21 protein-coding genes and 1 pseudogene are annotated in these 22891 nt (G+C 49.7%); 18 read left to right on the top strand and 4 right to left on the bottom strand.

The features are described from left to right. Window positions 1–22: 22 nt before the first annotated feature. Window positions 23–439: a rhodanese-like domain-containing protein gene (locus tag HF327_RS06620; RefSeq protein ID WP_169107481.1), complete on the top strand. Its 417-nt coding sequence runs from the start codon at window positions 23–25 to the stop codon at window positions 437–439. 143 nt (window positions 440–582) lie between these two features. Here HF327_RS06620 and galE read toward each other — a convergent pair whose 3' ends face one another. Beyond that, window positions 583–1605 carry a UDP-glucose 4-epimerase GalE gene (gene galE, locus HF327_RS06615; RefSeq protein WP_169107480.1) on the bottom strand — a complete coding sequence of 341 codons (1023 nt, stop codon included), beginning with the start codon at window positions 1603–1605 and terminating at the stop codon, window positions 583–585. Between the two features lie 70 nt (window positions 1606–1675). Continuing rightward, window positions 1676–2146: a peptidoglycan-binding protein LysM gene (gene lysM, locus HF327_RS06610; RefSeq protein WP_169107479.1), complete on the bottom strand. Its 471-nt coding sequence runs from the start codon at window positions 2144–2146 to the stop codon at window positions 1676–1678. A 172-nt stretch (window positions 2147–2318) separates the two neighbouring features. Between lysM and HF327_RS06605 the strand changes: the two genes are divergently transcribed. The 5 genes from HF327_RS06605 to rfbC all read left to right on the top strand — a co-directional run bounded on the left by HF327_RS06605 (window position 2319) and on the right by rfbC (window position 6572). Beyond that, complete coding sequence (locus HF327_RS06605; RefSeq protein WP_169107478.1) at window positions 2319–3092, top strand: type III pantothenate kinase; 774 nt, start codon at window positions 2319–2321, stop codon at window positions 3090–3092. A gap of 61 nt (window positions 3093–3153) precedes the next feature. After that, window positions 3154–4212: a dTDP-glucose 4,6-dehydratase gene (gene rfbB / locus HF327_RS06600; protein ID WP_169107477.1), complete on the top strand. Its 1059-nt coding sequence runs from the start codon at window positions 3154–3156 to the stop codon at window positions 4210–4212. Window positions 4213–4218: 6 nt separating this feature from the next. Next, window positions 4219–5103, top strand: a complete 885-nt coding sequence (rfbD, locus tag HF327_RS06595; protein WP_169107476.1) for a dTDP-4-dehydrorhamnose reductase — start codon at window positions 4219–4221, stop codon at window positions 5101–5103. 30 nt (window positions 5104–5133) lie between these two features. Next, window positions 5134–6024, top strand: a complete 891-nt coding sequence (rfbA, locus tag HF327_RS06590; RefSeq protein ID WP_169107475.1) for a glucose-1-phosphate thymidylyltransferase RfbA — start codon at window positions 5134–5136, stop codon at window positions 6022–6024. Continuing rightward, window positions 6021–6572, top strand: coding sequence for a dTDP-4-dehydrorhamnose 3,5-epimerase (gene rfbC, locus HF327_RS06585; protein WP_169107474.1), 552 nt, complete (start codon window positions 6021–6023; stop codon window positions 6570–6572). Before rfbA ends, rfbC begins: the two co-directional genes overlap by 4 nt. Window positions 6573–6682: 110 nt before the next feature. On the opposite strand, the gene HF327_RS06580 is transcribed toward rfbC, so the two are convergent. Then, entirely contained in the window at window positions 6683–7777 is a 1095-nt protein-coding gene (locus HF327_RS06580) for a zinc ribbon domain-containing protein (RefSeq protein ID WP_169107518.1), read from the bottom strand. A 211-nt stretch (window positions 7778–7988) separates the two neighbouring features. Then, window positions 7989–9098, bottom strand: a complete 1110-nt coding sequence (locus HF327_RS06575; protein ID WP_169107473.1) for an SPFH and helix-turn-helix domain-containing protein — start codon at window positions 9096–9098, stop codon at window positions 7989–7991. A gap of 378 nt (window positions 9099–9476) precedes the next feature. On the opposite strand from HF327_RS06575, the gene glyQ reads away from it, so the two are divergent. The 12 genes and pseudogenes from glyQ to HF327_RS21980 all read left to right on the top strand — a co-directional run. After that, complete coding sequence (glyQ, locus tag HF327_RS06570) at window positions 9477–10415, top strand: glycine--tRNA ligase subunit alpha (RefSeq protein WP_169107472.1); 939 nt, start codon at window positions 9477–9479, stop codon at window positions 10413–10415. Between the two features lie 97 nt (window positions 10416–10512). After that, the gene (gene glyS / locus HF327_RS06565) at window positions 10513–12627 is read left to right on the top strand and encodes a glycine--tRNA ligase subunit beta (RefSeq protein ID WP_169107471.1); all 2115 of its coding nucleotides are present in this window, start codon (window positions 10513–10515) and stop codon (window positions 12625–12627) included. A gap of 84 nt (window positions 12628–12711) precedes the next feature. Beyond that, entirely contained in the window at window positions 12712–13533 is an 822-nt protein-coding gene (locus HF327_RS06560) for a GNAT family N-acetyltransferase (protein WP_236024082.1), read from the top strand. A gap of 8 nt (window positions 13534–13541) precedes the next feature. Next, on the top strand, window positions 13542–14627 hold the full coding sequence (locus HF327_RS06555) for a DegT/DnrJ/EryC1/StrS family aminotransferase (protein ID WP_169107469.1): 1086 nt from the start codon (window positions 13542–13544) through the stop codon (window positions 14625–14627). Between the two features lie 5 nt (window positions 14628–14632). After that, on the top strand, window positions 14633–15760 hold the full coding sequence (locus HF327_RS06550) for a DegT/DnrJ/EryC1/StrS family aminotransferase (protein ID WP_169107468.1): 1128 nt from the start codon (window positions 14633–14635) through the stop codon (window positions 15758–15760). Between the two features lie 2 nt (window positions 15761–15762). Continuing rightward, window positions 15763–17124, top strand: coding sequence for a lipopolysaccharide biosynthesis protein (locus tag HF327_RS06545; RefSeq protein WP_169107467.1), 1362 nt, complete (start codon window positions 15763–15765; stop codon window positions 17122–17124). 28 nt (window positions 17125–17152) lie between these two features. Then, window positions 17153–18166: a polysaccharide biosynthesis protein gene (locus HF327_RS06540; protein ID WP_169107466.1), complete on the top strand. Its 1014-nt coding sequence runs from the start codon at window positions 17153–17155 to the stop codon at window positions 18164–18166. Beyond that, complete coding sequence (locus tag HF327_RS06535; protein ID WP_169107465.1) at window positions 18163–19323, top strand: glycosyltransferase family 2 protein; 1161 nt, start codon at window positions 18163–18165, stop codon at window positions 19321–19323. Before HF327_RS06540 ends, HF327_RS06535 begins: the two co-directional genes overlap by 4 nt. Before the next feature lie 21 nt (window positions 19324–19344). Beyond that, the gene (locus tag HF327_RS06530) at window positions 19345–20436 is read left to right on the top strand and encodes an EpsG family protein (protein ID WP_169107464.1); all 1092 of its coding nucleotides are present in this window, start codon (window positions 19345–19347) and stop codon (window positions 20434–20436) included. Window positions 20437–20441: 5 nt separating this feature from the next. Then, complete coding sequence (locus tag HF327_RS06525) at window positions 20442–21248, top strand: glycosyltransferase family 2 protein (protein WP_169107463.1); 807 nt, start codon at window positions 20442–20444, stop codon at window positions 21246–21248. Between the two features lie 68 nt (window positions 21249–21316). After that, the gene (locus tag HF327_RS06520; protein WP_169107462.1) at window positions 21317–22354 is read left to right on the top strand and encodes a DUF1972 domain-containing protein; all 1038 of its coding nucleotides are present in this window, start codon (window positions 21317–21319) and stop codon (window positions 22352–22354) included. Window positions 22355–22507: 153 nt separating this feature from the next. Further along, window positions 22508–22702, top strand: a pseudogene (locus HF327_RS21980) (IS5 family transposase); the annotation flags it as partial. Window positions 22703–22891: the final 189 nt, after the last annotated feature.

The raw sequence follows: 22891 nt of genomic DNA, 5'->3' as shown, positions 1-22891 counted from the left end.
CACTCAACAACAAGGATTCAATATGAGCAATACGACGCAAATTCAGCCCGCTACTGGCTATGCCGGTGATGTGCCAGCGGAGCTGGCTTGGCAATGGCTGCAAAGCGGCGAAGCCGTGCTGGTCGATGTACGCACCGATGCCGAACGTGAATGGGTAGGCAAGGTGCCGGGCGCGATTGCCGTGGCGTGGAAGCAGTGGCCAGGCATGGCGGCCAATCCAAACTTTGATGAGCAGCTTCGCGCAGCCGTGCCCGAAGGTAAAAAAGTCGTGTTGCTATGCCGCAGCGGCGTGCGTTCCGTCGCTGCCGCCCAGCGCGCAGCAGGTTTGGGGATTGAGGCTTACAACATCCTCGAAGGCTTTGAAGGCGATGTGGATGCCAACGGTCAGCGGGGCCGCCTGAGTGGCTGGCGCAAACGCGGCCTACCCTGGAATCAGTGACACCAGCGCAGCCATAGGCTTAAGAGTCACTAACACCACCCTTGAGGTGGTCGTTATTTGCCTGGTCGTGCGTTTGTACTGCCTGCGGCTTCATGCCTCGTCTCAACCGCCAATCTGCGATTGGCTGGGTGGTGTCCGTGCCTCTAAACCTCGCGGTAGCCGTTCGGGTTCTGGCTTTGCCAGCGCCAGGTGTCAGCGCACATGGCCTCCAGGCTATGCTCGGCCTGCCAGCCCAGGGTTTTCAGGGCGTGGTCCGGGTTGGCGTAGCAGCTGGCCACGTCACCAGGGCGACGCTCCGAGATCACATAGGGCAAGGTTTTGCCGCACGATTTTTCAAAGGCGTGCAGGACTTCAAGCACGCTATAGCCTTTGCCGGTACCCAGGTTGACAGTCAGCAGTTCGGGCTGAGCCAGGCCGGCCAGTTTTTCCAGCGCCTTGACATGGCCCCGGGCCAGATCCACGACGTGGATGTAGTCGCGCACACCGGTGCCGTCTACCGTGTCATAGTCGCCGCCAAAAATCTGCAGCTTCTCGCGGCGGCCCACGGCGACCTGCGCGACAAAGGGCAGCAGGTTGTTGGGAATGTCCGAGGGGTCTTCGCCAATCAGGCCGCTTGCATGCGCACCGATGGGGTTGAAGTAGCGCAGCACAGCCAGTGACCACTGCGAGTCAGAGCGGTAGAGGTCAGCCAGAATCTCTTCCACCATGAGCTTGCTGCGACCATAAGGGTTGGTGGCAGAAGTCGGGTGCTCTTCATTGAGCGGCAGATACTGCGGCGAGCCATAGACGGTGGCCGATGAGCTAAATACCAGCTTGCGCACATTCTGGCTCTTCATCGCGCGCAGCAGAACCAGGGTGCCGTTGACGTTGTTGTCGTAATAGTCCACAGGCTGGGCGACCGATTCGCCAACTGCTTTTTTACCCGCAAAGTGCACCACGCTGTCGATGCTGTGTTCTTTCAGTGCCTGCTCCAGTGCACCCTGGTCGCGGATGTCGCCGCGAATGACCGGAATCGAACGCCCAGTGATCTTCTCTACTCGCCGAATGGCTTCTGGATGGCTGTTGCTGAAGTTGTCAAAGATCACGACTTCATGGCCGTGACTGAGCAATTCGATGGCGGTGTGGCTGCCGATATAACCGGCGCCGCCTGTGAGCAAAGTTTTCATGGAAAGTAGTCTAGCGTTGGCGGTATGAAAAAAGCGCTCATCTGAGCGCTTTTTTCGGTGTTAATTGTGTTTAAAGCGCAGGGATACGCAGCTTCTGACCAGGATAAATCTTGTCTGGGTTGCTGAGCATGGGCTTGTTGGCTTCAAAGATGGTGTTGTATTTGTTGGCGTCGCCGTAGTACTTCTTGGAAATGGCCGACAGCGTGTCGCCGCGCACCACATCATGGTACTGGGCTTCGGGTTCGGGGTTGGTGACGCTCATTAGGTTGTCCACAGACTGGACATTGGCAACATTGCCGCAGCACAGAGTGACCTTTTCCTTCGCCGTCTGGGTGGGGGCTACGCCTTGCACCGTGACCTTGCCTTGAGATCCATCGAATTGAACCTGCAGATTGGAGACGCCCAGATTCTGTGTGTTGATGTAGTTTGCGATGGCTTGAGCCGCCTTCACATTCAAGTCTTCCGATGGCGCTGCGGCATGTGCATCACTGCCGCCAAATAGTTTTTCACCGGCTTCCTTAATGAAACTGAACAGACCCATGGTTTTCGACTCCTCAAAGTGATGGAAGAAATAGGCGTTTCACTTTACATGGAAATACAGAAGATTCCTTGCAGGACATGGACTCAGCGCTTTTTTGACAATTTCCCATCAATAGGTAATGAATGTTGCAACCGGGTGCCTGCAGCGGGGAAAAGTACTGATAATCCGCCGCATGACATTTTTGGCGATAGACATTGGCAACACCCGTTTGAAGTGGGCCATGTATGAAGATCACCGCCCCGGGGCTGCCTTGCTGGCGCATGGGGCGGAGTTTCTGGAGCATATCGAGCGACTGGCAGAAGGGGCCTGGGCAGGCTTGCCGGCGCCTGATCGCATGCTGGGCTGCGTCGTGGCTGGAGAGACGGCAAGACGCCGCGTGCATGAACAGATTGAACTCATGGTGGGGTGGAACTTTGAGCCTCATTGGGCCATCCCCTCCACGGCCGAGGCGGGTGTGAGCAATGGTTATGACCATCCTTCCCGATTAGGAGCGGATCGCTGGGTCGCAATGATTGGTGCGCGTCACCACATGCTGCAGTTGGGTGACGCAAGGCCTCTGATTACGGTCATGGTCGGTACCGCTGTCACGGTGGATGCCATGGATGCCCAAGGGCACTTCCTCGGTGGCCTGATTATTCCCGGTCATGGCATCATGCTCAAAGCCTTGGAAGGGGGGACGGCTGGCCTGCATGTTCCCACGGGCGATGTCAAAAGCTTTCCCAAGAACACCAGTGATGCATTGACCAGCGGAGGCACCTATGCCATCGCGGGAGCCGTTGAACGCATGTACCAACATCTGGCCGAGCATTGCGGCTCTGAGCCCATGTGCATCATGGCTGGCGGTGCGGGCTGGAAGATGTCTCCAAGCATGACTCGCCCCTTTCAGCTGATCAATAACCTGATTTTCGATGGTTTGCTGGTTATGGCTGAAAAGCGCTGGGGTTGAGGCTACTTTAGGTGCTCCTTCCGCGCTCAGATCATTCGAGTTTTAATTTAAGGTTGTTCCCATGATTTTTGTAACTGGCGGTGCGGGCTTTATTGGTGCTAATTTTGTTTTGGACTGGTTGGCAAATACAGATGAATCTGTGGTCAATATTGACAAGCTGACTTACGCCGGAAATCTTGAGAATCTGAGTAGTGTTTTTAACGAGCCTCGCCACATTTTTGTGCAGGCAGATATTGGCGATGGCCAGCAGATGGCAGCTTTGCTGGCAAAGTATCAGCCGCGCGCTGTGGTGAACTTTGCGGCTGAGTCGCATGTGGATCGCTCAATCCATGGTCCTGAGGACTTTATACAGACCAATGTGGTCGGCACCTTTCGCTTGCTGGAAGCCGTGCGCGCATATTGGGGTACTCTTGATGCTGCTTTGAAGAAGGACTTCCGCTTTTTGCATGTGTCGACCGATGAGGTGTATGGCACTTTGTCGCCCACTGCCCCAGCGTTCACCGAAGAACATAACTATGAACCCAATAGCCCATATTCGGCCAGCAAGGCGGCCAGCGATCATCTGGTACGTGCCTGGCACCATACCTACGGTCTGCCGGTGCTCACCACTAACTGCAGCAACAATTACGGGCCGCTGCACTTCCCTGAAAAGCTGATCCCGCTTGTGATCGTCAATGCCTTGGCCGGCAAGCCACTGCCTGTTTACGGCGATGGCATGCAAGTCCGGGACTGGCTCTATGTGCGCGACCATTGCAGCGCCATCCGCCGGGTACTGGATGCGGGAATATTAGGTGAGACTTATAACGTGGGCGGCTGGAACGAGAAGGCCAATATCGATATCGTCAAGACAGTATGCAGCTTGCTTGATGAACTGCGTCCCCGCACGGATGGCCTGCCGTATGCACAGCAGATCACTTATGTACAGGATCGCCCTGGCCATGACCGTCGCTATGCCATTGATGCCCGCAAGCTTGAGCGTGAACTGGGCTGGAAGCCGGCTGAAACCTTTGAAACGGGTATCCGGAAGACAGTCCAGTGGTATCTGGAAAACCCTGAATGGGTGGCTAACGTTCAGTCTGGCAGCTATCGCGACTGGGTGCAAAAGCAGTACGCGGAGTAAGCTTGCATGAAAATTTTGCTACTGGGTAAAAACGGCCAAGTGGGCTGGGAGCTGCAGCGCAGCCTGGCCCCGCTGGGCGAGTTGCTGGCTCTTGATCGCCGCGATAAAGGTGGAGATATCTCCGATCTGTTGGCGCTGGCGCAGATCATTCGCGATGTGCGGCCGGATGTCATCGTCAATGCAGCGGCTCATACGGCCGTGGATAAGGCAGAGAGCGAACCAGATCTGGCTCGGCGCTTGAATGCCGAGGCACCTGCGCTGATGGCTGAGGAAGCCCAGAAACTTGGTGCCTTGCTTGTGCACTACAGTACCGACTACGTGTTCGATGGCGCTGGAGCCCTAGCCCATAAGGAAAGCGATGATACCGGCCCCTTGTCGGTCTACGGCCGCACCAAACTCGAAGGTGAGCAGCGTATTGCGCAGGCTGGCTGCAGACATCTGATTTTTCGCACCAGTTGGGTTTATGCGGCACGTGGCGGTAATTTTGCCAAGACCATGCTGCGCTTGGCGCAGGAGCGTGAAAAACTCAGCGTGATTGACGACCAGTGGGGTGCCCCAACGGGTGCAGACCTGATTGCAGACATTAGCGCTCATGCGATACGACATGTGGCCCAGCATGCCGCTGACCAGGGTGTTTATCATCTCGTCGCATCAGGCGAGACCAACTGGCATGCCTATGCCAGTTATGTGATTGAGCGGGCTAAAAACCTGCGTCCTGATCTGGATTGGAAAGTGCAGGAAATTGCGGCAGTGCCGACAACAGCCTTCCCCACACCTGCTGTTCGCCCCCTGAATTCGCGCCTCAATACTTATCAATTGCAGGCGGCGATGAAGCTGAATTTACCGGACTGGAAGTGCGGTGTAGACCGCATGCTGCAAGAGATTCTCTAAATATCAAGCCCGCACGAACGGAAACGATCCATGACAAAAGCACGCAAAGGCATCATCTTGGCTGGTGGCTCGGGCACGCGCCTCCATCCTGCAACGCTTGCCATTAGCAAACAACTGCTGCCGATCTACGACAAACCCATGATTTACTATCCGTTGAGCACGCTGATGTTGGCGGGTATACGCGATATTTTGATTATCAGCACGCCGCAGGATACGCCGCGTTTCGAGCAGTTGCTGGGTGACGGCAGTCAGTGGGGACTGAACCTTGAATATGCGGTGCAACCCAGTCCTGATGGATTGGCCCAGGCATTTTTGATTGGCGAAAAATTTCTGGATGGTGCCCCCAGCGCCTTGGTGTTGGGTGACAACATCTATCACGGTCATGAGTTGCATCGACTGCTGCAACGCGCAGGTGAACGCACAGAAGGCTCTACCGTGTTTGCCTACCATGTGCAGGACCCTGAGCGCTATGGCGTGGCCGAGTTTGATGCCAATGGCAGGGTGTTGTCGCTGGAAGAAAAGCCCACGCAACCCAAGAGCAATTACGCGGTGACGGGTTTGTACTTTTACGATGAACGAGTGGTTGAGCTTGCCAAGCAGGTCAAGCCTTCACCGCGTGGTGAACTGGAAATTACGGACCTCAATGCCATGTATCTGGCCCAAGGGAAACTCAATGTGGAGTTGATGGGGCGAGGCTATGCCTGGCTGGATACCGGCACCCACGACAGCTTGCTTGAGGCGGGGCAATTCATCGCCACACTGCAGCAGCGTCAAGGTCTGAAGGTTGCTTGCCCCGAAGAAATTGCGTACCGCCAGAAATGGATCGATGCTGTGCAGTTGGAAAAGCTGGGTAAGGCACTGGCTAAAAATGGCTATGGTCAGTATCTGCTTCAAGTGCTCAAGGAAAAACTGCACCCATGAAGTTCACACCTTTGGCAATTCCCGATGTCTTTCTGATTGAGCCCAAGGTGTTTGGCGACGCACGTGGCTTTTTTCTGGAAAGCTTTAAGCAGGATTCATTCAACGCGGCAACAGGCACCAGCTACGAGTTCATTCAGGACAACCATAGCCGCAGCAGCAAGGGTGTGCTGCGTGGTTTGCACTATCAGCTGCCGCCTCATGCTCAGGGCAAGCTGGTTCGCGTAACCTCTGGCGCGGTGTTTGATGTGGCCGTGGATATTCGCCGTAGTTCGTCCACATTTGGCCAGTGGGTGGGAGCAGAGCTGACGGCTGAGAATCATCATCAGCTCTGGATTCCGCCGGGCTTTGCCCATGGCTTTCTAGTGCTCAGCGATACAGCTGATTTTGTCTACAAGACCACGGCCTATTACGCGCCGGAGTCGGATCGTGGCCTGCTCTGGAACGATGTGGACATTGGCATTGCATGGCCTTCGCTGGATGTAGCGTTCTCTCTGTCCGAGAAGGATCAGAAGCAGCCTACATTCAAATTGGCAGAAATGTTCGATTAAGTATGGACTGATGTGCTATTAATTTAATAGTTTTTCGCGCTTGAATAGCAGGAGATTCATTGAGTTAATGATCTGAAGCTCAATCAAATCAAGCGCAGGCAGCTATGAAATTAGCTTTGAACCAATATCGGAGCAATCAGCATCAACAGCAAAAGCACCGCCAGAACGGCGAAGGTGATCTTCACCCAGCTATAAGGCCGTTCACCGGCAATCTGTCCTGTATAGCCATTGGCCACGATCTGGTAGGTCTTGCTGCCGTAGGTGTAGCCCACCAGCCAGGCGGGTACCAGCGTGTGTTTGAAGGTGCGGCCTGAGTACTGGCGCTGCACCTGCAGGTTGCGCTGGGTATCGCCTGGGACCTGCTGTGAGCAAAGATTGCGCAGCTGGCTGTCCATATCTTCTTCGTTGAGCTTGGCGGCTTTGCTCAGGTCCACCTGGTAACGCTCTACCGTCCAGCCGCGCACAAATTCGGGGCTGTAGGGCTTGAGGTCGGTGGTGGTGGGAAAGGGCTCAATCTGACGCAGCAGGTTGGGTTGTACGCCGACGGTGCCAGGCACCAGTTCATCGTCAAAGAAATGCTGCAGGCTGCCTGATACCGGCTCCCAGCGCACATGCTGCACTTGGCGGGTTTGCACATTGCCGTTGCTGTCGCGATACGACTCGGTGGTGTAGTAGTAATACCCGGCCTCGGCCCACCACTGGGCGGCGGCGTGGGCGTCAAAAGTCCAATAGGGCAGATACACGCCGTGCAGCGTATCGGTCAGTGCTGCGCTTTTGAGTTTGCTGGGTGCAAACCAGCGGCTGCCATACCACTGGCGAATCTTGTCGCGAACCTGCCCGTCGCTGATCTTGAACGGCAAGATGCTTTGCGGCGTGATGGCGTCGTTGCGCTCTTCGTGGGCGACTATGGCGGGTGAACCGCAAAAGTCACAACGCTGGGCTGTTGTCTTGTTCAGAAAGACCGAAATGGCACGACAGTTCTGGCATTGCACCTCGTAGCGCTCATCCGTTCCCCAGCCGCGGCCGTTGGCGGGGTTGCGCAAAGCCTCGGCTAAATCCTGCTCCAAGACAGCCTGCCCCAGTTCAGGCTGCGTCTCCTCACTCCAGGGCACCACCGTGCCGCAGTAGGGGCACTTGAGCGACTGGGCTTTGGCATTCCACTCCAGATTGCCTGCACATTCCGGGCAGACATGTTTGCCGACCATGGTGGGCGGCGCGGCTTCAGTGGCAGGGGTGTAGCTGGAAGAGGGGGCTTTGTCGGTCACGGCGTGCATTTCTCAAAGGCACTGCATTGGACCTTGGACACCGGCGCAGCCAATCAAAGAAACGCCGGGAAGGGCCGCCCCGCAGCAAGAGGGCGTAGACCCCCTCCCGCCAAGCGAGAGAGGGAAAGCCGCGTAGCGGCTCAGGGGGCTTTTACCCTCTCAAGAACTCGTCAAGTGCCGCCTGCGCAATACGCCACTGGCTGCCGATCTGGCGGGCTTTGAGGTTGCCGGCCTGAATTTCGGCCAGTACATCAGCCTCGGCTACCCCCAGCACCTGCGCTGCTTGAGCAGGGGTCAGAACTTGCAGTCCACCTGCAGCGGGGGCGGCCGGTGTTTGCGCAGCCTGTGAGGCTGCAGGCGAGAAGGGATCTGCGGCAGTTGCTCCTGCTGCGATAGCGCCGCCGCCAGACTGCATGCCCTTCATCATCTCTTGTGCCATGCCAAAGCCCATGGCCATGGTGGCGGGGATGGTGGCCGCAGCCGCACCTTCGCCGCCGTTGGCCATGGCTTGGCCCATCTGGTACTTCACATAATCGTTGAGGTTGCCAATGGCGCCCATGCTGGAGCGCTTGTCGATGGCTTGCTCGACCTCAGGCGGCACGGAGACGTTTTCCAGCAGGAAGCTGGTGATCTCCAGGCCGTATTTTTCTGCGACAGGTGGGTTGATCAGCTGCAGCAGCGCATCTCCCAGCTCGCTATAGCGCTGGGCCACGTCGAGCGCGGGAATGTGTGCCTTGGCCAGTGCTTCAGAGAAGATGCTGACAATGCGCGAGCGCATGGTGTCGGCAAACTCGTCCAGACGGAAATTCTGATCGGTGCCCGCCACTTCCTTGAGGAACTTGGCCGGGTCCACGATGCGGAAGTCATAGGTACCAAAGGCGCGCAGACGGATTACGCCAAAGTCCTTGTCACGCATCATGATGGGGTTGGACGTTCCCCACTTGTTGCCCGTGAACAAGCGCGTGTTGATGTAGTAAACATCGCACTTGAAGGGCGAGTTGAAGCCGTACTTCCAGCCACGCAATGTGGACAGGATGGGAATGTTCTGCGTGGTCAGCTGATAGCGACCCGGATTGAACAGGTCTACGAACTGGCCTTCGGAGACAAACTGAACCTGTTGCGACTCACGAACGATCAGCTGGGCGCCGTTCTTGATTTCCTTGTCCTCATCAGGCCAGCGGTATGACAGCGTGTCGCGCGAATCATCGGTCCATTCGATGATTTCAATCAGTTGCTTGGTGATGATTTTCATGAAATCCATGGCGAGCTCCAGAAGTGGATGACGGGAAATGAAACATTCTAGGAGGCTGGCAGGCTGCGCAGCCTCGCTATCGCCAAAGAGCGGTAGGGAAATTGTTAAAAAAGTGAGCGTCTTCCGCTTGATCTATATGGGCTAGCTGCCTAAAAAGCCTGATTTCAGTCGCATGGGCGCGAAAACAGCGCTGTAAGAACTTTCACATTTTGAAATCTCATCCGCAGTTGCTGCCTTGGAGAATGCATTCCGTGGGGCCGCGGATACAGCCTACGCCCAGCGTAGGACTCTCAGACTTAGAATCACTGTCTACGCGGCTAGACCGCCCAGACACTCCTATATAGATAAGCGACAGATTATTTCTGCCGCGCGAACGTACCTTTTGTCATGCTGACCTTCCAACAAATCATTCTGAAACTGCAGTCCTACTGGGCCGAACAGGGCTGTGCATTGCTCCAGCCCTATGACATGGAAGTCGGCGCCGGTACCTCGCACACCGCGACCTTTCTGCGTGCCATCGGCCCCGAGCCCTGGAAGGCCGCTTACGTGCAGCCCAGCCGCCGCCCCAAGGACGGCCGCTATGGCGAGAACCCCAACCGCCTGCAGCACTACTACCAATTCCAGGTGGTGCTCAAGCCCGCACCCGACAACATCCTTGAGCTGTATCTGGGCTCGCTCGAAGCACTGGGCTTCGATCTGAAGAAGAACGACATCCGCTTTGTCGAGGACGACTGGGAAAACCCCACGCTGGGCGCCTGGGGCCTGGGCTGGGAAGTCTGGCTCAACGGCATGGAAGTGACCCAGTTCACCTACTTCCAGCAAGTGGCCGGCATCGACTGCAAGCCCGCCACCGGCGAGATCACCTACGGGCTGGAGCGTCTGGCCATGTATCTGCAGGGCAAGGAATCGGTGTACGACCTGGTCTATACCGACGGCCTGTCCTATGGCGACGTGTTCCATCAGAACGAAGTGGAGCAGTCCACCTACAACTTCGAGCATTCGAATGCCGAGTTCCTGTTCAGCGCCTTTGCGGCCCACGAAGGCACGGCCAATCAGCTGATCGACGCCCAGCTGGCGCTGCCTGCCTATGAGCAGGTGCTCAAGGCCGCCCACACCTTCAACCTGCTGGACGCCCGTGGCGCCATCTCAGTGACCGAGCGCGCTGCCTATATCGGCCGCATCCGCAATCTGGCCCGCGCCGTGGGCAAGAGCTATCTGGACAGCCGCGCGCGTCTGGGCTTCCCCATGGCGCCCAAGCAGCACGCCGACGAGGTGCTGGCCGAGCTGGCCAAGGCCGCAGAGCAGGCAGCCAAGAAAGCCGCTTGAGCCTGTCTGAGCCGCTTTCACGCTACCACCGTCCCAAATTCCAAAATTTCAGCAGCCAGCCTTGATCTAGAAAGCGCTGACTGCTATCAAAATCATCATGAACGCATCGAATCTACTGGTTGAACTGTTTGTCGAAGAGCTGCCGCCCAAGGCGCTGCAAAAGCTCGGCGATGCTTTTGCTGCCGTCATCTTCGAGCAGCTCAAGGCCCAGGGACTGCTGGCATCGACCGAGTCGCGCCTGACCGCCTACGCCTCGCCCCGCCGTCTGGCCGTGCACATCACCGAAGTGCTGCCTCAGGCTGAGGACAAGGCTGTCTCGCAAAAGCTGATGCCTGTCTCCGTGGCGCTGGATGCCGAGGGCAAGCCCACGGCCGCACTGCTGAAAAAGCTGGCGGCCCTGGGGTCCGACGAATCCGCCGTGGCCGCTCTGAAGCGCCAGGGCGAAGGCAAGGCCGAAGCCCTGTTCTACGAATCCACTGCCAAGGGCGTGCTGCTGACCGATGGCGTGCAAAAGGCGCTGGATGAAGCACTGGCCAAGCTGCCCATCCCCAAGGTCATGCGCTACCAGTTGCAGGACGGCTGGACCAGCGTGCACTTTGTGCGCCCGGCCCACGGTCTGGTCGTGCTGCATGGCACCCAGGTGCTGATCGGCGTGAAGGCCCTGGGCCTGACGGCCGGTGCCGCCACCCATGGCCACCGCTTTGAAGCCGCTGTGGACCCCGTGGTCATCCAGAATGCCGACAGCTATGCCGAGCAACTGCGCGAAGAGGGCGCCGTGATCGCCAGCTTCACCGAGCGCCGTGCCGATATCGCCCGCCAGCTGCAGGCCGCCGCCGAACGCATTGGCGGCGACGTGCGCCCCATCGACGACCCGGCCCTGCTGGACGAGGTGACGGCCCTGGTCGAGCGCCCCAATGTGCTGGTCTGCGAGTTCGAGAAGGAATTCCTGGCCGTGCCCCAGGAGTGCCTGATTTTGACCATGAAGGCCAATCAGAAGTACTTCCCGCTGCTGGATGCCAATGGCAAGCTGACCCACCAGTTCCTGATCGTCAGCAACATTCAGCCCCAGGACGCTTCGGCCGTGGTCGGCGGTAACGAACGTGTGGTGCGCCCCCGTCTGGCGGACGCCAAGTTCTTCTTCGACCAGGACCGCAAAAAGACCCTGGCCAGCCGCGTAGAGCAGCTGGACAAGGTGGTCTATCACAACAAGCTGGGCACCCAGGGCGAGCGCATCGCGCGCGTACGCGCCATCGCCAAGAGCATTGCCCAGCAGTTGGGCAACTCCGAGCTGGGCCGTCTGGCCGACCAGGCCGCCATGCTGGCCAAGACCGATCTGGTCACCGACATGGTGGGCGAGTTCCCCGAGCTGCAAGGCATCATGGGCCGTTACTACGCCCAGAACGACGGCCTGGATGTGGCTGTGGCAGATGCCATCGAAGACCACTACAAGCCCCGCTTTGCCGGCGACGAACTGCCGCGCGGCGATGTCGGCGTGATCGTGGCCCTGGCCGACAAGCTCGAAACCCTGGTCGGCATGTTCGGTATCGGCAACCTGCCCACCGGCGACCGCGACCCCTTCGCCCTGCGCCGCCATGCGCTGGGCGTGATCCGCATGCTGGTCGAAAAGGATCTGGAGCTGGATCTGGAAACCCTGCTGGTCAGCACCTTGCCCGCCTTTGGCGACAAGATCCAGGACGCCACGCCCCAGCTGGTCGAATTCATCTACGACCGCCTGGCCAATATGTTCCGCGAACAAGGCTACAGCGCCCAGGAAGTCGAGGCCGTGCTGGCCCTGCATCCCCAGCGCCTGTCCGATGTGCAAAAGCGCCTGGAGGCCGTGCGCGCGTTTGCGACCCTGCCCGAGGCTGCGGCCCTGGCTGCGGCCAACAAGCGTGTGGGCAATATTTTGAAGAAAGCTGAAACCGACGTTCAGCCCCAGGTGAACGAGGCGCAGCTGGTGGAACAGGCTGAAAAAGACCTGTATGCGGTGCTGCAACAAGTGGCGCCCAAAGCCCAGCAACAGCTTGCAGCAGGTGATTACACCGCCAGCCTGCAAACACTGGCAGCATTGCGTGCTGCGGTCGATGCATTCTTCGAGCATGTCATGGTCAATGCCGAAGATCCGACCCTCAAGGCCAATCGACTGGGCTTGCTGGCTTCGCTCCATGGGGCTATGAATCGGGTGGCGGATTTGGCGAAGCTTGTCGCGTGATGATTTTATATTCTTGGTCATTTTAAAAAAAAATGATGCCCAAACCTTTCTCCATAAATGAATGGAAATAAATATTTGGGAAAAATGATGGTTACGATTAGAAAAACATCAGATAGGGTCCCTGGTTTTGAAGAACTGGCTTGGGATATTTTTTTTCAATCAAAGAGTAGAGGTATATCTCTAGTCAGGCATTTCCCTTGGATTCTTGAACCTCTGGATAAGGGGTTCTATATCTTGGCAGAGATCAAGGCGCGCGTAGTCGGTGGGCTTGTGGTCAAGAACTGGCGAGGATTGATTGACGGTCATGATGTTAAAGTGGGGATGATTGGCTTGGTTTGCGTGAGTTTCGACTTCAGAGGCCAAGGAATTTCCAGAATGCTTCTTGAAGCAGCCTTGAGTGAGGCTAGGGTTGATTCATTTGATGCACTGACGTTGTGGACAAATTCACCGGCACTGTATGCACAGTATGGTTTTTTTGGGGCAGATGCTTGGCAATATGGATGGGTTCATAAAAAGGAAAGAGTAGATGAAAAAGAAGATATTTTCTTAGTTGATTTTAATATTGCCGAAATACAGGGAAAGGCGATACCTCCATTTGCTCAATCTATTAATGAGTTGAAAGGAAAGATTTCTTCTGTTTTCTTGATCAAGGATGGAAATGGATGGATTGTTGCTGGCTATAAGGGGGATGTGAAAGAGGCGGCTTATTTGATGGCCAGAAATTTGGTGAATAGCTGGAGATTGAATATTGAAAAAGATGATCCTCTGAAGGGTGAGCTGGAACGCTTGGGCTACGAAATAAATGTGGATCTGGTCAATCTTCAGATGTGGCACACAATCGATTTGAAACTGCGTGTCTCTGATCTTGTCAATAAGATCAAAATTCCCGTCTTGGAAAGAATTTAGGAAAATTTATGTTGCCCCTAGTTAAAGTTGGACTGCCACCATCTGAACAGTTGATGCCTTCGCTTGAACGTGTTCTATACAGCGGACAGATTGCGGAAGGCGAACAGGTTTACGAATTCGAAGAGAGGTTCAGCAAGCATTTTGGGTTGTCGCATGTTTTGGCCATGAGCAGTGGAACTGCCGCGCTCCATGCTGCATTGACTCTTTCCGGCGTATCTCCCGGAGACGAAGTGATCAGCACTCCTATGACTGCTGAGCCGACCAATACATCTATCCTTTATTGCGGAGCCAAGGTGGTTTGGGCGGATGTGGATCCGGTTTCTGGAAATATTGATCCGAACTCTATTCTGGAAAAGATTACGTCCAAAACAAAAGCTATCATCGTTGTTCATTATGCTGGTTATCCGGTACGTTTGGCTGAAATACGAGAAATCGCAGACAGACATGGAATCTCTCTCATCGAGGATTGTGCCCATGCCTTGGGGGCCAAATATGATGGAAATTCAGTTGGATTGATTGGAGATTTTTCTATATTCTCTTTTCAAGCGATCAAACACATGCCGATGGTTGATGGAGGGGTTCTTATATGCAAGGAAGAAAGGCATATGAGGCCAGCCAAGAAGTTTCGATGGTTTGGCATGCTGAAAGGGGTGCCTCGTACCGAGGTGGACATAACAAGCATTGGTTATAAATATAATATGAACAATGTGGTTGCGACAATTGGTCTTTCGCAACTGCAGGTAATTGATGCTCGCATCAATGCCTTCAAGGAGAATGGAAAATATTTTGACCACGAATTAGCAAAGATTCCTGGACTGGATTTCGCAAAATGCGATGAAAAAGGAGAATCCAGTTATTGGCTGTATACCATGCTGAGTGATACCAGTGATGAAATTGAAAAGTCGCTTGCTGGAGCGGGTATTCATGCTTCAAAATTGCATCGGCCGAACAATTTCCACAGCATCTTCTCGCAGTCCGAGACTTCTTTGCCAGGGCTGGAGAAGTTCTATCAACGTCTTTTGCATATCCCATGCGGCTGGTGGGTGAGTGCGGAAGACCGTAACCATATCGTCAACGCGTTGCGAAAAGGTTGATGATCATGAGTTCAGGAAGCGGGAAAATGCCACTTTTCGTTCCGGTTAATTTGCCGGAAATGGAAAAAGCAGCACTGGATGTAATTAGATCGGGGCAAATTGCTGCAGGTCCCTTGGTGGAACAGTTTGAAAGGGAGCTTTCGCAACTTGTGAAAAAAGATCATATCGTTCTAACAAATGATATGACCAGCGCTTTGATATTGGCGCTGAAGTTGTCTGGGGTACAGCCCGGGGACAAAGTGGCAACACAGGCCTTTTCCTGCCTTTCGACCAACTCCGCAATTGCTATTGTGGGGGCTGAGCCAGTATGGATTGATATCAATCCGAAAATACTGTCCATGTGCCCAGAAGATCTGGGACGTAAGATGTCTCCCGATATCAAGGCCGTATTGCTTTACCATATTGCGGGCTATCCGGCGGAAACAGCCAAGATCTCCTCAATATGCCGTACCAACAGTATTAAATTAATAGAGGATTGCAATAACGCCTTGGGTGCATTGACTGGAGGAAGTCCAGTGGGGCAGATGGGCGATTTTTCAGTTTATTCGTTTTATCCGAACCGTCAGGTCAACGGCTTCGAAGGCGGCGCTGTGGTCTGTCCTGATGATGCGAATGAAAATCGTGCCAAAAAACTTCGGCGTTTTGGTGTCGATTATAAAAACTTCAGGGATCATCGCGGTGAAATTGATCCGGGATGTGATGTTCCAGAAATTGGAATCTCAGCTTCCTTCAGCCAGTTGAACGCCGCAGTGTCTCTTGCACAATTGCCCACACTTGCTGCAAGACAAGCTCAGACATTGAGAAATGCAGAGCGCTTGAGAGCAGGGTTGGTGAATATCAAAGGTATCAATCTGATTGCTACAGATAAAGATAAATTGCCTGCATACTGGGTTTTTTTGATTTATGCGGAGCAGCGCGACCAGCTTCTCGAAACACTCAAGAGAAATAATATTAATGCATCGATATTGCATCAGCGTAATGATGTCTATACCGGATTTTCTCCTGTTCAGGCTCAGCTAGATGGGACCGAATACATCATGGGGCATATCATGGCGATTCCCTGTGGCTGGTGGTTGGGGGAGGAGAATATTGATGCCATAGCCAACACCATAGCTGAATTTTACACTGATTGATAGTGAAGAGTAGCATTCTAATTCGTAAGAGATATCGGGCGATATTCGATTTACTTCTATTGTATATTAGTAAATCTGGCGCCATTGTTGTCGGTGTATTTGCTCTTCCGTGGTATCAAAAACTATTGGGCGCGTCCGATTTCGGTCTGGTTGCACTTATATTGGCCTTGCAGGCATTCTTTTTGATGATGGATCTCGGAACCTCCACATTGGTGGGGAGAGAACTGGCGGCGGAAAAAAGTTTTAGCCCTCCGCGCTGTACACTGAGGGCCGGTGAGTTGGTTCTGCATTTATTCTATATTTTTCTAATGCTACTGGCATTACTTTTAAATAGAATATTAAATTTTAATTTTCCGTCCATTCAGATAATTTTGGGAACGATATTTTTTTGGGCCCTCTCTGTTCAAAATATAGGGCAATCTGCATTAATGGCACGCCGAAAATATCACTTGGCAGCAGTATCTCAGATTGTTGGAGTTTTATCCAGAGCATTCATCACCATATTGGTTCTGAGCTTTTTTTTCGCAAATTTCGAGAGTTTTCTTTTTGTTCAGTCAGTAGTAGCAGTTTTTCAAATGTTTTTGACATTGCATTTTTGTAACAAAGTGGTTAATAAAGATGATTTTGAATATAGCATTAATGAATTTGTACCGGTTGTTGGAAATATTCTGAGAAGAGGCGCGCCTTTGGTCGCTTTCGGGTTGGCCGGTGCTGCAGTGATGCAGATGGACAAGGTGATTATTGGCGTGTGGGGGGATACCAAGGCTGTTGCGGCTTATTATCTTGCCAGTACATTATGTCTTGTTCCGATAAGTGTGTTGGCCGGGCCGGTTGCACAGTACTTTCAGCCAAAGATCATTAGCAATCTGACAGCGAGAGATTTTGATTCTTTCGAAAGGAATCTGAAACTTATGATCATGGCCCTGATGTTGGCGGTTGTGATTCCATCATTATTGCTCTGGATAAACAGAGAATTAATAGTGAATATCTGGTTGAGAGGCCAAAGCAATACAGATGAAGTTATACATTATGTGAAACTTTTGCTGCCTGGTGTCGCTATAGGTTCATTTGGTTTTGTTTCCTATGTGATATTGATTGCATATCAGGATTATAAAGCGCAAGCAATAATATCTGCGGCAATGACAATAATGACATTGGGGGTGACTGCATATTTTGCAAAAAACAATAACGTCGAGGCAATATGTATTGTATATGTGATTTATCACATATTATCTGCTTTTGCGGGATGGCTGCGTGCTTGTTTTTTGCAGACCCAGAATGGATATAAAACGTTTTTGTATAGAGACGGTATATTATTCTTTTTGGTAGTCGTTATTTTGATGCTTATTTTGATGAATAATTAACAGTTCATACATATTATGAGGAAAAGAAATGTTAAAAAATAGAACTCTGATGATCACCGGTGGTACAGGATCTTTCGGTAAGACTGTGCTTAATAGATTCCTTGATACCAATATCAAGGAAATTGTGATTTTTAGCCGGGACGAAAAAAAGCAGGAAGACTTGCGTATTGCACTGAATAATCCTAAAGTGCGCTTTCACATTGGTGATGTTAGAAATTACGAAAGCATTTCCCGTGCAATGGTCGGAGTGGATTATATTTTCCATGCAGCCGCATTGAAGCAGGTCCCATCGTGCGAGTTTTTTCCAATGGAAGCTGTACAGACCAATGTCATTGGAACTGAAAATGTTCTCAATGCTGCGATTGATCGCGGAGTGAAGCGCGTTGTTGTTTTAAGTACGGATAAAGCTGTTTACCCTATCAATGCCATGGGCATTTCAAAGGCAATGGCCGAGAAGCTCGTGACAGCAAAATCTCGGACGATTTCCGACGGTGGAACGGTGTTCTGTGCAACCCGCTATGGAAATGTCATGGCTTCAAGAGGGTCGGTCATTCCACTTTTTGTTGAAAAGCTGAAAGCTGGGATGCCGCTTACGATTACAGATCCAGAGATGACGCGTTTTCTGATGTCGCTTGAGGACTCTGTCGATCTGGTGCTACATGCGTTTGAAAATGGCAAGCAAGGGGATATTTTTATCCAAAAAGCACCTGCATCCACTATTGCTGATCTGGCACAAGCAATCCAGGATCTTTTCAACTCCAATGTTCCTGTAAAAATCATTGGAACTCGGCATGGCGAAAAGCTCTATGAAACACTTATATCTCGTGAAGAGATGAGTAAAGCAGAAGATATGGGGCGCTATTATAGAGTTCCTGCCGATAATAGGGATTTGAATTATGACAAGTTCATATTGATAGGCAAGCCTGAAGCAAATGCAATCGATGACTATACTTCACATAACACATATCGTTTGAGCATTGATGAAATAAAGAAATTATTGCTGAGCCTGTCGTATATTAAAGAACAATTGGAAATTAAATGACAACCAAACCTTTAATTTCTATCATCGTTCCTTCGCATAATAGGCCTGATTGCGCAGTGAGTGCAGTCAGGTCTTTGCTGAAGTTGGCAGATTGCGTTGAGATAGTTCTTAGTGATACAAGCGAAATAGATGCCATTTCAAAAAAAATTGCATCATATAAATGTAGTAGATTGAAATACATCCGACCTGAAAGGAAAATGAGTGTAGTGGAGCACTTTAATTATGCTCTTCAACATTCTGAAGGAGAATTTATTGTATTTATTGGAGACGATGATTTAGTTTCACCTGACATCGTTGATGTCGCTCTTTGGGCCAAAAAAAATGATGCCGATGCATTGAGCTTTTCTTTTCCTGCCCTTTATTACTGGCCTAATTTCATCAGCTCGACACGTTGGGCTGCATCAAGTGGAACTCTATCTATCGATAATTTTGAAGGCGGTGTGCGTCCAATCAATTGCCGACAGGAACTTCATAAATCGCTACAAAATTTGGGTGCTGGCGTATTAGGTATGCCAAGAGCTTATGCGGGTATGATTTCTCGAGATTTGTTGGATAGAATTTCTGATAAATATGGTGAATTATTTGGTGGAGTTAGCCCTGATATATATAGTGCTGCTCTAATTTCGATGGAGTCTCTGAATTCATATTTCATTGATTTTCCTATTATCATACCAGGTGCATCAGGAGGAAGCACTTCTGGTCAAAGTGCAAATGGCCGTCATGAAGGCGCTCTAAGGGAGAATGCTCATATTTCGGCATTTAAAGACTTGATTTGGGACCACCGGGTTCCCGAGTTTTATAGCGTTCCAACTGTCTGGGCTTATTCTTTACTCAAAGCGGTTGACCTCAATCCTGAATGGAAACGTAGTATTAATTTGCCAAATCTTTATTTTAGAATAGTTGTCAATAATTTCAAGTATAAGAATTATGTGAAGCCATGTGTGCTTGAATATATTTCTAGCAACTCTTTATTGAAAATATTGAGTGATTTTTTTGTGTTAAATAGGAATATTTTAATTTTTATCTCGCTGAAGATGAAAATTAAGTTTTCCAAAAAAAATAGGCGGATTGTATTTGAGAATATTGAAGATACGGATTCTGCCTATGATATATTTGTAGATTATATGAAAAATAATAGAATCAAATTGGATATTTAAGATTAAATATCTGGATATATTATGAATTTCTTCGAAGTAATATTGGTGATTATTTTAGTTGGATTATTGCTGGCACTGACTTCGCTTTACTTCACATGCACCATTTCTGGAGAAGGAAAAAACAAAATACAGGATTTTAAGAAGAATCGAATCCCCCTTCTGGTTGGCACTTCTTCTATGGTGGTGCTATATATTTTTATATTGAGTGTACGAAGTCTAGATTTCGGCGTGGATACTGCAACATACGCCTCGTTGTTTCATGATTTCTGTTCTGGTGATAAGGATGTTGGCAACGATGCCAGCTTTATATATTCATTAAATTGGTTGAATTTTTTCATGTTTGGGGCTTGTGATGTGAATATTTTACCTATGGCTTGGGGAGCCGGGTTTATGGTGCCATTCTTGTTCATGAGGATGAAATTTAATTTCAAAATATATTTTTTTTCGCTTTTATTATTTTCCATCATTGGAGTAGAGTTTACAACAAATGCGTTAAGGCAGGGTTTTTCTTTAGGATTTTTAATAGTTGCAATTTCTTATTTTGATAGAAGAAATATTCTTGCGATTGTTTTTTTAATTGTTTCTATATTATTTCACTCAAGCTCATTTCTGGTTTTTGCGATGTATATTTTGACCAAGCTCAGAAGAAGGGTTTTTTATTTATTTTTCTTTTTTTCTATATTTTTTGTTTGTGCATTAGTTAATTTTGAAATTAATATTCCAATAATTTCAAGCTTTATGTACGAGATAAAAAAATATTTGTTGCATGATAGTGATGAAATTTTTATTAGGGTATTTGCATTTTTATCTTTAATCTCTATTTATATTCTCTCTATTGGAGATAATAAATTTTATTCGGGAGAGTCAATTGGGTTTAGATTGTTGGCTTTGCGATTGTGTTTCCTCTGCATTCCATTTCTATGGCTCCCTTACTTCGGGTATAGAATAGTTTATGGAGTGTATCCCGTTGTTTTATTTCTTATAATGAAGGATATCTCCTCTAGAAAAAAAAATGATGATCGTAAGGTTTTTATTATGTTAGTTTTTAATGTAATTATTATTCTTGCGTGGGCTGTTGGCTCTAATCATATGAGAAATACTAACTTTATTTGAGATTTATGAATAAAGTCAATAATAATATCGGGATATCCGTCGTTATCCCTGCATTTAATCGAGTTGATTTACTGAGTCGTGCGTATGATTCCGTATTTTCTATAAACCCGGAAAGAGTGGAAATTATTGTTATCGACGATGGATCTGATATTAATATATTAGAAAATGTTCCGAATTTTAATAAAAATGGAATTTTAATTAGAAAATATAGAAAATATAAGAATTCTGGCGCCCAAGGTGCAAGAAATATGGGTATTCGTCGAGCTAGGTTTGCCTATATTGCTTTTCTTGATTCAGATGATGCTTTTTCTCAATCAAAAATAGATATTATTTTGAATATTTTGCAAAAAGAATCCTGTGATTTGATTTTCCATGGAGTCGAGGGAGCATCCAAGTACAGTGTGTTGGGGAATTTTTGGTATTCAAAGCTAAAGAGAATAATTCCTTTGCATTGGTTGATTTGCATTTTTAATCCAGTTGTTACGCCTTCTTTGATTATTAGGCGTATGAATAAACTGGGTGTTGAGAAATTTAGATTCTCGGAGGATTGGGCTTATTTGATTCGTTATGTTACGAGCCAAACAAGAGTCTTTTATTTGAATGAAAACTTGTCCATTGTTTTCCGCTCTCAAGGTGAGGATGGCGGACTTTCTCGTAATGTTTGGAAAATGCGTCAAGGTGAATTTGAAGCAAGAAGGTTACTTTTTAGAGAATTTTCTTTGCCAATAGCAATTATAAAATTCGGATTGGGTGGATTTTTTGGATCTCTTCGAGTAATTAATGATTTAATAAAAAGAAGATATCGCGCTTAATTGAATATTGCTGATAATTATTAGGGGGTTGTTAGATGAATGAGAATCCGATCAGGTTGAGTAGTCGAGTGGCATTCATTGGCTGTGCTGGTGTTCCTAATCGGTACGGTGGCTTCGAGGCTTTCGTTGAGTATTGCGGTCCAGAAATAGCCTCAAAAGTTGAAGAGGTCTTTGTGACTTGTGATGCTGGATTATATGAAGATGTGAGTACTATATATAAAGGCATGCATCGCATATTTATCAATACACCAGCTAATGGCTGGCAATCTATATTTCACGACTTGTTCGCATTTTTTAAGGTTTTCAAGCGCTCTACTCATATTGTAGTACTTGGTGTTTCTGGCGGGGTTTGGTTTCCTTTTTTTAGAATATTATGTGATATTCTAAAGAAAAAGTTGATTGTTAATGTTGATGGTGTTGAATGGCGTCGAGAGAAATTCAGCTTTTTTAAAAGATGTGTTATCTGGATTTTTGATAGACTTGCTCAAATTTTCTCACATGTTGTAATTTATGATAATGTTGGACTAAAAGATTTTTTAATTAATGGTGGTAGGAGAAAATCTGTCTTTATAGCTTATTCCGGGGATCATGTTATAAGAAAAACGGAAGAGGTTGTCGTTAGGCAGGGAGGGTTAACTATCTGTAGAATAGAGCCTGAAAACAATATTGAAATGCTAATATTGGGTGCTTTGCGGGCCGGTCTGAAAAATTATAAAATTGTTGGTAATTGGAATTCTAGTAAATACGGAATTAACATACGAAATAAATACTCTGCTTATCCCAATCTTTCATTATTAGATCCAATTTATGATCCTATGGATTTGGCTAAAATCAGGGAAGAATGTGCGGTATATCTGCACGGGCATAGCGTTGGCGGAACCAACCCATCTTTAGTAGAGATGTTATTTTATGATTGCAGGATAATTTGCTTTGATGTCATTTTTAATCGTGAGGCTGCCAAAGATGCTGCTGAATATTTTCGGGATGTCGATAGCTTGGCTCTTGAAATCAACGCTACCGAGAAAATTATAAAAAATAGATCAATAATTAGAGAAATGTACAAAAGTAAATTTATTGCGAATGAGTATTTGAAACTTCTTCAATAATTTCCGTGTATTGATTCTGCAAGGTGTTGTTGCGTTACAGGGACTTCCCATCAACGCAAGCGCTGATCAGTAACTCTTGACTAAGAAACCTCTGCATAAACCCCCAACGCATGTGCTTACACATGCGTGCCGGGTGCGGCAGCATCCCGGCCCATCCAGCAATCTGATCTCGGCCTGAACCTCTCCACCAAGAAGACACGCAAACGCGAATTCCTTGAACAGATGCAGCAGGTTGTGCCTTGGAGGGATTTGGTAGCACTAATTGCGCCTTACGCACCCGAAGGCCGCAAGGGGCGTCCCCCGTTTCCTGCCGAGATGTTGCAGCGCGTCCACTTCATGCATGTATGGACTCGACGCCTTTTGCAAGCCCCTCTCGTTTGATGATCAACGGTTTGCACACATGTATTCGGCTTGCTTGATAGGCAATGCTTTCGCTTGCCCGCAGCCTTGATGAGATCCGCGCGTTCCGTCCTTAGCAGCAGTTCGGACTGATCGCTCGGCCCACATGAAATACAGGATCACGTAACGCTGGTCTAA

Origin of the sequence: Comamonas suwonensis, assembly GCF_012844455.2 — a bacterium.
In the GTDB taxonomy this organism is placed as follows: domain Bacteria; phylum Pseudomonadota; class Gammaproteobacteria; order Burkholderiales; family Burkholderiaceae_C; genus Comamonas; species Comamonas suwonensis.
The sequence above is the reverse complement of the archived record's forward strand: the minus strand, read 5'-3'. Positions and strand labels throughout refer to the sequence as shown.